The organism is Bradyrhizobium sp. USDA 3364 (assembly GCF_054056355.1).
On sequence record NZ_JBSRYG010000002.1, the window covers coordinates 3,109,211 to 3,122,273 of the forward strand.

Below are 13,063 nucleotides of genomic sequence, written 5' to 3' on the forward strand. Positions count from 1 at the left end.
CCTTTCGTCAGCTGTCGCCGCCGGCGAAGATGTCCTTGCGGATCACCGCGTGGACGCCCCAATTGCCGTCGACCACCTGGGTGACGCCGAAATCGACGCCGAGCGAGATCAGCGAGATGGCCTCGTCCTCGGTCAGCTTCTTCGTCGTCATCAGGAACCTGCGCATCTTGCGGAAGGCGTCGCGCAGAGCGAGGTCGACCGACGACTTCTTGTAGATCTCGGTCTGCGCGCCGGAGCCGAGCTCGCTCAGATAGTTGGCGTAGCTGAAGCCGTGCACCAGCCACTCGTCCTGGGTCTCCAGCATCGGATAGTCGAGCGCTTCCAGCGCGGTGCCGGCGAGGTCCGCCTTCTTGTGCAGGATGATCTGGAAGGTGCCGTTGAGCGAGCATTCGATCGCGGTGCCGCACAGTTCGGAATCGCCCTGCGAGGCGTGGGAATCGCCGACCGAGAGCAGCCCGCCCTCGACCGCCACCGGGTAATACATCGTGGCGCCCTTGCCGATGCGCCAATTGTCGATGTTGCCGCCGGTGTAGCTCGGCGGGATCGAATCGACGAACTCGGCCTCCTTGGGCGCAAGCCCGATCACGCCGAAATGCGGACGCACCGGGATGCGGACGTTCTTCAGGATGCCGTGGTTCTCCTTGACCGTCGAATGATCGACCGGCACGCCGGGATAGTCGATGGTCTTGTGCACCACGCCGGACGGATCGGTCTGCGGCGTCCAGGTGAAGTTGTAGACGGCGCGCGCCCAGTTGCGCTCACCGGTGGCGTCGACCTCGTAGATCGTGACGACCTCGCGCGGCTTCGGCTCGGTGAGCAGATCCTTGTAGTGGAAGCCCCACGATGCCGCAGCGTTGCTGCCGAACGCCTTGCCGGAATATTTCGGGTTGGCGCAGGGCCGCGGCGCCACGTCGATGATACGCAGCTCGAGCACGTCGCCTTCCTCGGCACCGCGCACGAACACCGGCCCGGTGCAGATATGCACGCCGAGGCCTTCGCCCGCGCCGCGTCCGAACAGCGAGGCATCCATCGGGCCGGCGCCGCGCCGGTTCACGCCCTTCTTCTCCTTGGTCCAGAGATACACGCTCTCGACGCCGGGGTCGCCCTTGACCATGCGCTCAGCGTCGTCATTGGCGTGATGCGTCAGCGCCTCGATCGTGATGAAGTCCCCGGAATTGATCTCGACGCGCGGCTTCAGCGTCTTGCTGAAATAGCCCCAATGCACGGTGTCGGCATTCGCCGGCAGATGGTGATAGGCGCGCTGCGCCGGCTGATGCTTCTCGGCGGCGGCCGCCATCTTCGGCGTCACCAGCGAGATGCCGCCGGCGGTCATCGCCGCCGCGCCGCCCGCCGCCGCGAAGCTCGAGCGCAGGAACGAGCGGCGTTCCCGGTCGAGGGTCTCCTTGAACTGGCGATGATGCAATTCGAAGTCCGGGCAGTTCTTGTCGTCACCTGCGCACATCTTTGGCTCTCCTTGGGTCGAAGTGGGCGTGAGAGTGCATCGCGCCGCGCCATCCCGACATGACCGGGCGCGCCCAATAATTTGCAGGCGCTCTTCTGTTCCTCGCGGCGTGAAAGCACGCGCAAAGGCCTGCAAGTCGCCTGCCGTCGCCTCCTTCGCATCGCGGCATGGCCGCAATGGTCAAGAATTTGGACGCATTCGATCAAGTTGCGCTGCGATCAGCGCAGACGGCCCTTGCTCGGCAGACGCGGCATTGCACGCAGGCTGGGCAGCATGTGCTGACGCAACACGCTTGCCGCCTGCCTGCAATCGGTGCACGCTGCCTTCACGGCGCCGTGACTTGAAGGTCGCGACGCTCCGGCCAGGAGGGGTGATGGTCGCGACGACCTACCGGGTTTCGGTCGATGCGATCCCGCGGCAAAACCGGCGGGAGGTCTGGCGCGAGGTGCTGGCCGGACTGCAGCTCGATTGCGAATTGCCGGAGGCCGGCCAGTTCCAGTTCGGCGAGTTGACCGCGAAGCGCTCGACCAGCGGCGCGCAGCTTGCGCTGCTGCGCTCCACCGAGCAGCAGATCGTCTGCAACGGTCATGCGGCGTCGCCGGGAGTGCCGGCGCGGGTTGCCATCATCTTCCATGCCTACGGTCGCGGCAGCATCGCGTCCGGCCCGCGCAGTTGCGAGTTCGCCGACAACGACGTCGCGGTGTGCGACCTGCAATCGCCCTGGCGCATGATGTTGCGGGAGGATTTCGAGATCCTGCTGCTGGAGTTGCCGCGCGAGCGGCTGCTCGGCAGGCTCGGCCACAATCGCTTGCGCCTGCCGGCCGTGCTCGGCGCGACGATCGCGGCTGCTGCGGTCCGTCCGGTGATGCGGACATTGGGCGGCAATTTCGCGATCGTGGACAAGGCCGATCTCGCCACGGCCGAGGTTGCGATCACCGAGCTCGTCGCCGGTGCATTGCTCGGCGAGACGCGGCTCGACGCCGAAGCGATGACGCAGGTCCAGGCCGGCCATCTGCGGCGGGTCGATGCCGCGATCGAGGCCCAACTGGGCAATGCCAGCCTGACCATCGCCGACATCGCGCGCCAGGAAGGGCTGTCGCAGCGCTATCTGCAGCGGCTGTTCGAGCGGCAGAGCACGACGTTCTCGGCCTATGTGCGCGAGCGGCGGCTGGAACGGTGCTGCAACGACCTGATCGATCCGAACTATGCCGACCAGCGCATCGCCGAAATCAGCTATCGCTGGGGCTTCACCGATCAGGCGCATTTCAGCCGCATGTTCAGCGCGACCTACGGTACCTCGCCGCGCGACTTCCGCAAGGCGGTGCCGCGCGATGCCGAGACCGAGCGCACCCGCGGCCGGCCGCGGCTGGCGCGCGGCAGCGCAACGGTGTTGCGGCTCGCGCCAAGTGCGGTGGCGCGCGACACGGCGGTGCCGCAAGAGCCGGTGCTGCCGGACGAGCCGCCTCTGGCGGCGCCGGAAGGACGCGGCGCCTCGCAGCACCATCTCAAGATTTGCAGGGAGACCGCCCATTGGGGCTATCTCAGCCGCGCCATCCCGCCGGTCATGCGCGTGCAGTCGGGCGCGCTGGTGACGATCGAGACGCTGACCCAGCACGCCTTCGACGATTACGAACGCATGATCAAGGGCGATCCCGGCGCCGAGAGCGTGTTTCACTGGACCGCCCAGGGCAAGTCGGTCGAACGGCGCGGCGCGGGACCGATGGACGGTTCGATCTTCGGCCGCGGCGCCGGCGAAGGCTTTGGCGTGCACATCTGCACCGGCCCGATCCATGTCTGCGGCGCGGAGCCCGGCGACGTCCTCGAGGTGCAGATCCTCGACATCTGGCCGCGGCCGTCGGCCAACCCGGCCTTCGCCGGCAAGTCGTTCGGCAGCAATGCCGCGGCCTGGTGGGGCTTTCAGTACAATGACCTGATCGACCCGCCGGCCAGGCGCGAGACCATCACGATCTTCGAGACCGACGCGCAGGCCGAATGGGCGCGCGCGCTCTACTCCTATCGCTGGACGCCGCAGACCGATCCGTTCGGCGTGCGCCACGAGACGATGGATTATCCGGGCGTGCCGGTCGATCACGCCACCATCGAGAAGCGGCCCGGCGTGCTCGCCGGCGTGCGGATTCCGGCGCGGCTGCATTTCGGCTTCATGGCGGTGGCGCCGCGCGAGTCCGACATCATCGATTCCATTCCGCCCGGCTATTTCGGCGGCAATGTCGACAATTGGCGCGCCACCAGGGGCACCACGCTGTATCTGCCGGTCGCGGTGCCCGGCGCGCTGTTCTCGATCGGCGATCCGCATTTCGCGCAAGGCGACGGCGAGGTCAACGGCACCGCGCTTGAGCTCTCGCTCACCGGCCAGTTTCGCTTCATCGTGCACAAGAGCGGCAAGGCGACCAGGCCGCATGTCGAGGGGCTTGCGCATCCGCTGCTGGAAACGCCGGAGGAGTGGATCCTGCACGGCTTCAGCTACGGCAATTATCTGCGCGAACTCGGGCGCAACGCGCAGTCGGAAATCTACCAGCGCTCGTCGGTCGATCTGGCGCTGCGCAACGCATTCCGGGCGACGCGCAAATTCCTGATGGAGTGCTATGGCCTCAGCGAGGACGAGGCGCTGGCGCTGATCTCACTCGGCGTCGATTTCGGCGTCACGCAGGTGGCCGACGGCAATTGGGGCGTGCACGCGATCGTCCGCAAGAGCATGCTCGGCGAAGCGAGGGGCGCCTGACGCCGGCAAAGAGCCGGCGCCGTCGGGATTTCCGCGAAGGCGATACGGCCGGTGGTCCGGCCGACCGGCGAAGGGACTATTCGTCCTTCTTCGCCGGCTGTGACATGCGCTCGAGGCGTTCCTGCATGTCCTTCATCTGGCGGCGAAGGTCGTCGATGTTGCCGTCGTCAGGTGTGGGCTCCGGCACCTTCTCGGGCTCGGCGCCGCCGCGCGGCGGCACGAACGGCTTGAACATCGAGAAGGTCTGCTGGAACAGCTCCATGTTGCGGCGGACTTGTTCTTCCAAGGGAGCAAACGGCGTCCCGCTCAGGGCGCCCGCGATCTGCTTGCGGAACTTCTCCTGTTCCTTGGTCAGCGTCTCGATCGACTGTTCGAGATATTTCGGCACCACCATCTGCATGCTGTCGCCGTAGAAGCGGATCAGCTGCCGCAGGAAGGTCGTCGGCAGCAGGTTCTGCCCGGCCTTGTTTTCCTGTTCGAAGATGATTTGCGCAAGCACGGAGCGGGTAATGTCGTCGCCGGTCTTGGCATCATAGACGAGGAAATCCTCGCCTTCCTTCACCATCGCCGCGAGGTCCTCGAGCGTCACATAGGTGCTCGTACCGGTATTATAGAGCCGCCGGTTCGCGTATTTCTTGATCGTGGTCGGTTGTTCAGATTTTGCCATGGGCTCTCACTTCAACACCGAAGAACCTGGAACCCCGACGGCATCGCCGCAGGGCTAAATGCAACGCATCGCAGCAAAGGTAAGCATTTTCAAAGCGGTTCGGCTACAGTTTTGTGCTGTGCGGTTAATTCCAAAGCATAGGATTTGCTCAGGAATGTACCAAGGGCGTCATTTTGAGTGCGCCGCGGCGCGATTTGCGCGACAGTCCGATTGACAGGCCTCAATCAGATTTACAGGATAGTCATCAAGAGACAGGCCCGCCAAACCGGCCGCCCGCCGTCGAGAAACCCAGCTACAACCATAGGAGATGTCCATGTCAGACGATGTCGTCATCGTCAGCGCCGCCCGCACCCCCGTCGGTAGCTTCAACGGCGCGTTCGCCACCACGCCGGCCCACGATCTCGGCGCGATCGCCATCAAGGCGGCGCTGGAGCGCGCCGGCGTCGAGGCCGGCCAGGTCTCCGAGGTCATCATGGGCCAGATCCTCACTGCCGCTCAAGGCCAGAACCCGGCCCGCCAGGCCTCGATCGCGGCCGGCATTCCGGTGGAAAGCCCGGCCTGGGGCGTCAACCAGCTCTGCGGCTCGGGCCTGCGCACGGTCGCGCTCGGCTACCAGGCGCTGCTCAACGGCGACTCCTCGATCGTCGTCGCGGGCGGCCAGGAATCGATGAGCATGGCCCCGCACGCGCAATATCTGCGTGGCGGCGTCAAGATGGGCGGCCTCGAGCTGATCGACACCATGATCAAGGACGGCCTCTGGGATGCCTTTAACGGTTACCACATGGGCAACACCGCCGAGAACGTCGCCAAGCAGTACCAGATCACCCGTTCGCAGCAGGACGAGTTCGCGGTCGGCTCGCAGAACAAGGCCGAGGCGGCGCAGAAGGCCGGCAAGTTCAAGGACGAGATCGTCCCGGTCACCATCAAGTCCCGCAAGGGCGATATCGTGGTCGACGCCGACGAGTATCCGCGCCATGGCGCCACTCTCGATGCGATGGCCAAGCTCCGCGCGGCCTTCGAGAAGGACGGCACCGTGACCGCCGGCAACGCCTCCGGCATCAATGACGGCGCCGCCGCCGTCGTGCTGATGACCGCCAAGGAAGCCGCCAAGCAGGGCAAGAAGGTGCTCGCCCGCATCGTCTCGTGGGGCCAGGCCGGCGTCGACCCCAAGATCATGGGCACCGGCCCGATCCCCGCCTCGCGCACCGCGCTGAAGAAGGCCGGCTGGAACATCGCCGACCTCGACCTGATCGAGGCCAACGAGGCGTTCGCGGCGCAGGCCTGCGCCGTCAACAAGGACCTCGGCTGGGATCCGGCCAAGGTCAACGTCAATGGCGGCGCGATCGCGATCGGCCATCCGGTCGGCGCGTCCGGTGCGCGCGTGCTGGTGACGCTGCTGCACGAGATGCAGAAGCGCGATGCCAAGAAGGGTCTCGCGACGCTGTGCATCGGCGGCGGCATGGGCATCGCTATGTGCGTTGCACGCGACTGAACAAAAGGCAGCGAGGCGGGTTAGGTGATGAAAAGATCATCTGTCAACCGTGGCGCGAGCTGATAAAACAGATGCCCGGCTTTGCGCCGGGCATTTTTGTTTTCGAGAGCATGATCCGGACAAGTGTGAGGCGGTTTTCCGAAACGATCATGCTCAAAAGGGAGCTGAAGCGCGACGATCTCATCGCGCTTGGTTGTGAGTGCGTAGACCGGAGTTATCCGGTTATAAAAGACGGCCAAGGAGGAGACGGACATGGCACGTGTTGCATTGGTGACGGGCGGAACGCGGGGCATTGGAGCTGCGATCAGCAAGGCGCTGAAAGCGGCGGGCTACAAGGTGGCGGCAAGCTACGCCGGCAATGACGCCGCGGCGGAGAAGTTCAAGGCGGAGAGCGGGATCCCCGTCTACAGGTGGGACGTTGCGTCCTTCGACGCCTGCGCGGCCGGCGTGAAGCAGGTCGAGGCCGATCTCGGCCCGGTCGACGTGCTCGTCAACAATGCCGGTATCACCAAGGATACCGCATTCCACAAGATGACGGTCGAGCAGTGGAATGCCGTGATCAACACCAACCTCGGCTCGCTGTTCAACATGACGCGCCAGGTGATCGAGGGCATGCGTGCCCGCAAGTTCGGCCGCGTCATCTCGATCTCCTCGATCAACGGCCAGAAGGGCCAGTTCGGCCAGGTCAACTACTCGGCGGCAAAGGCCGGCGACATCGGCTTCACCAAGGCGCTGGCGCTGGAGAACGCCAAGGGCGGCATCACCGTCAACGTGATCTGCCCCGGCTACATCAACACCGAAATGGTGCAGGCGGTGCCGAAGGACGTGCTCGAGAAGAACGTGATCCCGCAGATTCCGGTCAATCGGCTCGGCGAACCCGAGGAGATCGCGCGCGCGGTGGTCTTCCTCGCGGCCGACGACGCGGGCTTCATCACCGGCTCGACGCTGACCGTGAACGGCGGCCAGTATCACGCCTGACGCCGGAAGCGTCGTCGCGTCGCAGGCGCCCTCAATCAAGTCGAGATGCCCGGCCTTGTGCCGGGCATTTTCGTCTTTACAACCACTCGGCGCGAAGCAATGAGGTGGCCGGCCGTGACCCGGCCACGACGGATTGAATTCAAATGACGACCCGAACTGCCACCCTTGTCGGACTGACCGCCATCCTGATGTGGTCGCTGCTGTCGGTCATGACGGTTGCGACCGGCAAGATCCCGGCGTTCCAGCTCGCCGCCATGACGTTTGCGATCGGCGCTGCGGTCGCGTTCGCAAGCTTCCTGCTGCGGCCGGCGGCCTTCGGCGCGCTGAAGCAGCCGGTGATCGCCTGGGTCGTCGGCGTCGGCGGGCTGTTCGGTTATCACGCGCTGTATTTTCTGGCGCTGCGCTTCGCGCCGCCGGCCGAGGCCGGCCTGCTCAATTATCTCTGGCCGTTGTTGATCGTGCTGTTCTCCTCGCTGCTGCCGGGCGAGCGGCTTGCGATCCATCACATCGTCGGCGCACTGCTCGGCCTCGCCGGCACCGTGCTGCTGTTCGCCGGCAATACCGGCGCCTTCACCAAGGAGCAGATCCCAGGCTTCGCGGCGGCGTTCGTTGCGGCGTTCGTGTGGGCCGCCTATTCGGTGATGTCGCGTCGGCTCAAGGCGGTGCCGACTGATGCGGTCGCAGGCTTCTGTCTTGCGACCGCGGTGCTCGCGGCGCTCATGCACACGATGGTGGAGACCACGGTGTGGCCTGCAACGCCGCTGCAATGGCTTGCGGTTGCGGCACTCGGCATCGGTCCGGTGGGTGCGGCGTTCTTTGCCTGGGACATCGGCATGAAGCGCGGCGACATCCGCGTGCTCGGCGCCGCGTCCTACGCCACGCCGCTGCTCTCGACCGCGTTCCTGATCGCCGCGGGCTTTGCCAAGCCCAGCGCCAACATCGCCATCGCCGCGATCCTGATCGCCGGCGGCGGGCTGATCGCGGCAAAGGACATGGTGTTGCGAAGTGGGGCAGGCAAAGCGAAGCCTGTTTCACCGTCACCCTGAGAGCTTGTGAAGCTATTCACCGCGTCATTGCGAGGAGCGATAGCGACGAAGCAATCCAATGCTTCCGGGTATGCCGCGCGATGGATTGCTTCGCTTTGCTCGCAATGACGCGGATAGAGCGGCGCGCCCCGTCACCCTGAGGAGGCCGCAACGCGGCCGTCTCGAAGGGGCGACGGCCCGTCTTTGGCCGATTCATCCTTCGAGGCTCGCCCAGCGGCGCAATTGCGCCGCAAGGCTCGCACCTCCAGCGAGAAAGGCGAAGCCTTTGCGCGGGGATGACGGGAAAAAATCTTACGGCGCCGGCCCCCAGCCGTTCGGCGCCAGCTCGAACTTTGCGAATTCGAATCCGGGCGCGACGGTGCAGCCGACCAGCGTCCAGTCGCCGGCACTTTCCGCGGCCTGCCAGGCGCCCGCCGGCACGACTGCCTGTGGCTGTTCGCCGCGCGCGACATCCGGCCCCAGCGTGATCGACTGCGGTGGGCCGCCGTCCTGCGCGATCCGCAGCGTCAGCGGTGCGCCGGCGTAATAGTGCCACATCTCGACCGCGTCGATGCGGTGCCAGTGCGAACGCTCGCCGCGAGCGAGCAGGAAATAGATCGCGGTGGAATGCGCGCGTCCGTCGGCATCGCTGCGCTCGTCGCGAAACGTCTCGCGATAATGTCCGCCCTCGGGATGCGGCTTGAGCGCCAGCCGCGCGATGATGTCGGCAGCCGAGAGGTCGGCCATCACGACTTGTTCTTGCGTTCGCGGAGCTCGCCGAACACCAGCGCCGGGTCGGCGCCCTTCATGTGCAGCTTGGCCGCGACAACAGGTTCGTCGGCGCGCAGGAACACGTTGGCCTTCTTCTCGTCGCCGAGCAGTACGGGGATCGTCGGCTTGTTCTCGGCGCGCAGCTTTGTCACTTCCGCGGCGCGCGCCTGCAGGGCCGCATTATCGGGCTCGATGGTGAGCGCGAACTTCACATTCGCGGCGGTGTATTCATGGCCGCAATACAGACGAAAATCATCCGGCAGCGAGCGCAGCTTCAAAAGCGAATCCCACATCATCGGATAGGTGCCTTCGAACACGCGGCCGCATCCGATCGAGAACAGCGTGTCGGCGGCGAACACCGCCTTCTCGCCGTCGAACACGTAGGAGATATGGTCGAGCGTATGGCCGGGCGTCTCGACCACGCGCGCGAGCAGGCTGCCGACCTTGATGACGTCGGCATTGGCGGCGCGCAGGTCGACATTGGCGATCTTGGCCGACTGGTCGTGCGGGGCAACGACACGGCAGCCGTATTTCTGCTTCAGCTCGGCGATGCCGCCGACATGGTCGCCATGGTGATGGGTGATCAGGATGTCGGTCAGCGTCCAGCCTTCGCGCTCCAACGCCTTGATGATCGGGCCGGCCTCCGGCGCGTCGATCGACGCCGTCGCCCCGGTCGCGGGATCGTGGATCAGGTACCCGAAATTGTCGGTGAGGCAGCTGAAGGTGCGAATTTCGGCGGTCATGATATCTCCACGAACAAACGGGACGGACACTTCAGAGCATGATCTTCTCGAAAAACCGGTGCCCACTTTTTCGGATCATGCTCTTAACGCGCCCAATATAGGTGTGAAATATGGCGTTAACGCTCCGGCGGCAATGCAATTTTCCGCGCACCCCGCCAGCAGGGGGCGTGTTAGGCTACAGACCATGGACGTCATCGACCTCCGCGACTTCTATTCGCAGCGCCTCGGCATCGTGGCGCGGCAGCTGATCAACCGGGGTATCCGCGCGCGGTGGCCGAACGCGGAAGGCCTGCGCGTGCTCGGGCTCGGTTATCCGACGCCCTATCTCGGCCTGTTCCGCGAGTCCTGCGAGCGCTGCATTGCCTTCATGCCGGCGGCCCAGGGCGTGCTGAAATGGCCGACCGGACGGCCGGCGCTGGCGACCCTGATCGACGAATTCTCGATGCCGCTGCCGGATGCCGCGGTCGACCGCGTGCTGCTGGTGCATGCGCTGGAGATGTCCGACGATCCCGAGCGGCTGCTGCGCGAGGTGTGGCGGGTGCTGTCGCCGTCGGGGCGGCTGATCGCGATCATCCCGAACCGGCGCGGTGTCTGGACGCGCACCGATGCCACGCCGTTCGGCCATGGCCGGCCCTATTCGCGGGCGCAGATCACCCAGCTGTTGCGGCAGACCTGGTTCACGCCGGCGTCATGGGGCGAGGCGCTGTTCATGCCGCCGGTCCAGGGCAGCTGGTTTCTGCGCTCTGCGATGGCGTGGGAGCGCGTCGGCGCCGCGCTGTCGATGCCGTTTGCCGGCGTGCATATCGTGGAAGCGAGCAAGCAGGTCTATCGCGCGATTCCCGCGCGCCGCGAGCGTACGCAGCTGATCCCGTCATTGCGGCCGGTGCTGGTGCCGTCTTCGACGGCGACGCGCAAATCCAGCCACGCGGAATCGTAAGACGACTCAGCCGTGACACCGATCATTCACCCTCCCCCTCCAGGGGAGGGTGGCTGCATGTGCGCGTTACTCGTTGCCCGAATTGAAGTCGTCGCTCGGCGCGGGCTGCGCTGCCATGTCGGGGCGCGGGCCGTGCGGACGGCGGCGACGGCGCGGAAAGCGTTCGCTCCGCTCGCTGCGTTCTGCGCCGCCATTGTTGCCTTCATAGGCGCCGCCGTTGACCTGCGGCTGCGCGCCGCCGGTGATGAACGAGGGCAGGCGATCGACGCCGCCGGCATCGGCCATCGCGGGCTGCGGCTGGTTCTGCGGCTGCGGCTGATATTGCGGCTGCGGACGATGCTCGCGTTCGCGATGTTCACGCGGCTGCTGGTCACGCTCGCGATGCTCGCGCGGCTGCTGCTGCTCGCGCTGATACGGCTGCTGGCCGTTATCGCGCATGAAAGGTTGCTGCTGCTGCGGCACGAAGCCCGGCTCCTGGCCGAAGCTCGAGTAGCCGTCGCTGTCGTCGTCGCCGTCTTCGGTGGCGACCGGCTCGGCGTCGGGACGCGGCTGCTGCTGATTCTGCCGGAATTGCTCCTGCGCGGCTGCGATGATCCGGTAATAGTGCTCGGCGTGCTGGTAGTAGTTCTCGGCTGCCACCGGATCGCCGGAGGAGCGCGCATCGCGCGCAAGCTGGACGTATTTCTCGGCCACGTGGGAGGCCGTGCCGCGAATCTTGATGTCGGGTCCGTTCGATTCGTACACCCGTGTCAGGGGATTCTGGCCGCGCCGGTTATTGTTGTTGTTATTGTTGTTATTGTTCCGGTTGCGCATCCGCTTGTTGTTCTGACCGTTTCTCATCTGTCGCCTTTTATTCCAGCCCTGAAGTGATTGCAGTCCACAGTCCGCTTCTCAGAAGTCCGATTCCCAGAAGTCCGAATTCTCAGAAGTCCGATTCGGGCGCGCGTCGTGGCGCACGGAATCGCGATACCGTTCGAAGTGGCTTCGATGTCGCTGACCATCGCGTTCAGCAAATACGCGTTCCCCAACCGCCGGCAAAACCCGCCAGCGACCAAATCATTCTGCCCGTCGAGACAGGCCCAGCTCTCGTGCGTAAGTCTTCAAGCGCAATAACAGGCTTTCGTTCGCTTGGCGGTCGAGAGCAGCACAGCTTCGGCTATTGCGCTCTGTGAGACCTGCGTTCCTGGAACCTTTCGATCGGCGGGCTCTGCTGAACCCTGGTCATCACCCGTAACGGTTTACGGGGCCAGCACCGATGTTGTGCCCGGAACGTAGTCGTTCCCCGGGGATATTCCAAGAGGTTTTTTTGCGTTCCAATAGGACTTTATCGGGGCGGCAGGCGGCCTGAAACGGCCCTCGGAATGCCCCCCAGATCGGCCTTGGGCGACCCCGTTGGGGATAACCCGGAAGCCGTCATCAGCGCTTCAACCTCGCCGCTCTGGCCCTGTCCAATTTCCACAACCAGAAATCCGTGCGGGGACAAAAGACGCGCAGATTGCGAAATCAGCGCGCGGTAGGCGTCGAGCCCGTCGGCGCCGCCGTCGAGCGCCGCGCGCGGGTCATGCGCGCGCACCTCGATGTCGAGACCTGCGATGTCGGCGGAAGGGATGTAGGGCGGATTGGACACGATCAGCTCGAACGTTCCGGTCAGCCCGCTGGCATAGTCGCACTTGATCCATGTCGTGCGATTGGCGAGCCCGAGCGCGGCGGCGTTCCGGCTTGCCGTCTCAAGCGCCTCCGCCGAGATGTCGGTGGCGAAGCCATGCGCGTGGGGCAGTTCCGAGAGCAGTGCGAGCAGGATCGCACCGGAACCGGTGCCGAGATCGGCGATCCGCAACGCGCGCTCGGCCGCGCCGTCGGCCCGCAGCAGTTCGAGCGCGCGCTCGACCACGGTCTCGGTGTCGGGGCGCGGCACTAGCGTCGCGGCGGAGAGCTGCAGCGGCAGTCCCCAGAACTCCTTGATACCGAGAATGCGCGCGACCGGCTCACCGGCGAGGCGGCGCCGCGCCAGGACCTCAACGCGATCCGCTTCGTCCTTTGTCAGCGTGCGTCTGGCGCCGGTGACCATGCCGGTCAGATCGAGCCCCAGCACGGCGCCGACCAGCAGCCGCGCATCGAGTTCGGCGGCCTCGCTGCCTGTCGCCTTGAGGCGTGCGGCCAATGTGCGCCGGGCACTCTCGACGGTCTGGCTGCCATGTTCGGCGGATGCGCTCATTGTGCGTTGTTAGCCGATGGTCGATGCGGCGTC

General features: G+C 65.5%; 11 protein-coding genes. 5 read left to right on the forward strand and 6 right to left on the reverse strand.

Translation table 11 applies throughout. From position 1 onward, the window contains the following. Positions 1-7: 7 nt before the first annotated feature. Positions 8-1,462 (reverse strand): acetamidase/formamidase family protein, encoded by a 1,455-nt coding sequence (locus ACVILL_RS14560; RefSeq protein ID WP_456729673.1) that lies wholly within the window; start codon positions 1,460-1,462, stop codon positions 8-10. Between the two features lie 373 nt (positions 1,463-1,835). On the opposite strand from ACVILL_RS14560, the gene ACVILL_RS14565 reads away from it, so the two are divergent. Further along, positions 1,836-4,202 (forward strand): acetamidase/formamidase family protein, encoded by a 2,367-nt coding sequence (locus ACVILL_RS14565; RefSeq protein WP_456729674.1) that lies wholly within the window; start codon positions 1,836-1,838, stop codon positions 4,200-4,202. A gap of 76 nt (positions 4,203-4,278) precedes the next feature. On the opposite strand, the gene phaR is transcribed toward ACVILL_RS14565, so the two are convergent. Next, positions 4,279-4,869 carry a polyhydroxyalkanoate synthesis repressor PhaR gene (gene phaR, locus ACVILL_RS14570; protein WP_456729675.1) on the reverse strand — a complete coding sequence of 197 codons (591 nt, stop codon included), beginning with the start codon at positions 4,867-4,869 and terminating at the stop codon, positions 4,279-4,281. 313 nt (positions 4,870-5,182) lie between these two features. On the opposite strand from phaR, the gene ACVILL_RS14575 reads away from it, so the two are divergent. From ACVILL_RS14575 to yddG, 3 genes are all read left to right on the forward strand, one after another. Beyond that, entirely contained in the window at positions 5,183-6,361 is a 1,179-nt protein-coding gene (locus tag ACVILL_RS14575) for an acetyl-CoA C-acetyltransferase (RefSeq protein ID WP_456729676.1), read from the forward strand. A 252-nt stretch (positions 6,362-6,613) separates the two neighbouring features. Further along, positions 6,614-7,339 (forward strand): acetoacetyl-CoA reductase, encoded by a 726-nt coding sequence (phbB, locus tag ACVILL_RS14580; protein ID WP_456729677.1) that lies wholly within the window; start codon positions 6,614-6,616, stop codon positions 7,337-7,339. Positions 7,340-7,482: 143 nt separating this feature from the next. Continuing rightward, positions 7,483-8,385: an aromatic amino acid exporter YddG gene (yddG, locus tag ACVILL_RS14585; RefSeq protein WP_456729678.1), complete on the forward strand. Its 903-nt coding sequence runs from the start codon at positions 7,483-7,485 to the stop codon at positions 8,383-8,385. A gap of 291 nt (positions 8,386-8,676) precedes the next feature. Here yddG and ACVILL_RS14590 read toward each other — a convergent pair whose 3' ends face one another. Then, positions 8,677-9,111 (reverse strand): cupin domain-containing protein, encoded by a 435-nt coding sequence (locus tag ACVILL_RS14590; RefSeq protein WP_456729679.1) that lies wholly within the window; start codon positions 9,109-9,111, stop codon positions 8,677-8,679. After that, complete coding sequence (gene gloB / locus ACVILL_RS14595) at positions 9,111-9,878, reverse strand: hydroxyacylglutathione hydrolase (protein ID WP_456729680.1); 768 nt, start codon at positions 9,876-9,878, stop codon at positions 9,111-9,113. The genes ACVILL_RS14590 and gloB overlap by 1 nt, the downstream gene beginning before the upstream one ends. 184 nt (positions 9,879-10,062) lie before the next feature. On the opposite strand from gloB, the gene ACVILL_RS14600 reads away from it, so the two are divergent. Further along, positions 10,063-10,815 carry a class I SAM-dependent methyltransferase gene (locus ACVILL_RS14600; RefSeq protein ID WP_456729681.1) on the forward strand — a complete coding sequence of 251 codons (753 nt, stop codon included), beginning with the start codon at positions 10,063-10,065 and terminating at the stop codon, positions 10,813-10,815. 66 nt (positions 10,816-10,881) lie between these two features. Here ACVILL_RS14600 and ACVILL_RS14605 read toward each other — a convergent pair whose 3' ends face one another. Together ACVILL_RS14605 and prmC are read right to left on the reverse strand one after the other, a co-directional pair. Beyond that, the gene (locus ACVILL_RS14605) at positions 10,882-11,655 is read right to left on the reverse strand and encodes a DUF4167 domain-containing protein (protein ID WP_456729682.1); all 774 of its coding nucleotides are present in this window, start codon (positions 11,653-11,655) and stop codon (positions 10,882-10,884) included. 484 nt (positions 11,656-12,139) lie between these two features. Continuing rightward, positions 12,140-13,030 (reverse strand): peptide chain release factor N(5)-glutamine methyltransferase, encoded by an 891-nt coding sequence (gene prmC / locus ACVILL_RS14610; protein WP_456729683.1) that lies wholly within the window; start codon positions 13,028-13,030, stop codon positions 12,140-12,142. Between the last annotated feature and the right edge of the window lie 33 nt (positions 13,031-13,063).

Bases quoted from the DNA above. Each gene is read 5' to 3' on its own strand.
- ACVILL_RS14565 (WP_456729674.1), top strand. From the start codon at position 1,836: ATGGTCGCGACGACCTACCGGGTTTCGGTCGATGCGATCCCGCGGCAA.
- phbB (WP_456729677.1), top strand. From the start codon at position 6,614: ATGGCACGTGTTGCATTGGTGACGGGCGGAACGCGGGGCATTGGAGCT.
- ACVILL_RS14605 (WP_456729682.1), bottom strand. From the start codon at position 11,655: ATGAGAAACGGTCAGAACAACAAGCGGATGCGCAACCGGAACAATAAC.
- phaR (WP_456729675.1), bottom strand. From the start codon at position 4,869: ATGGCAAAATCTGAACAACCGACCACGATCAAGAAATACGCGAACCGG.
- ACVILL_RS14560 (WP_456729673.1), bottom strand. From the start codon at position 1,462: ATGTGCGCAGGTGACGACAAGAACTGCCCGGACTTCGAATTGCATCAT.
- gloB (WP_456729680.1), bottom strand. From the start codon at position 9,878: ATGACCGCCGAAATTCGCACCTTCAGCTGCCTCACCGACAATTTCGGG.
- yddG (WP_456729678.1), top strand. From the start codon at position 7,483: ATGACGACCCGAACTGCCACCCTTGTCGGACTGACCGCCATCCTGATG.
- ACVILL_RS14590 (WP_456729679.1), bottom strand. From the start codon at position 9,111: ATGGCCGACCTCTCGGCTGCCGACATCATCGCGCGGCTGGCGCTCAAG.
- prmC (WP_456729683.1), bottom strand. From the start codon at position 13,030: ATGAGCGCATCCGCCGAACATGGCAGCCAGACCGTCGAGAGTGCCCGG.
- ACVILL_RS14575 (WP_456729676.1), top strand. From the start codon at position 5,183: ATGTCAGACGATGTCGTCATCGTCAGCGCCGCCCGCACCCCCGTCGGT.
- ACVILL_RS14600 (WP_456729681.1), top strand. From the start codon at position 10,063: ATGGACGTCATCGACCTCCGCGACTTCTATTCGCAGCGCCTCGGCATC.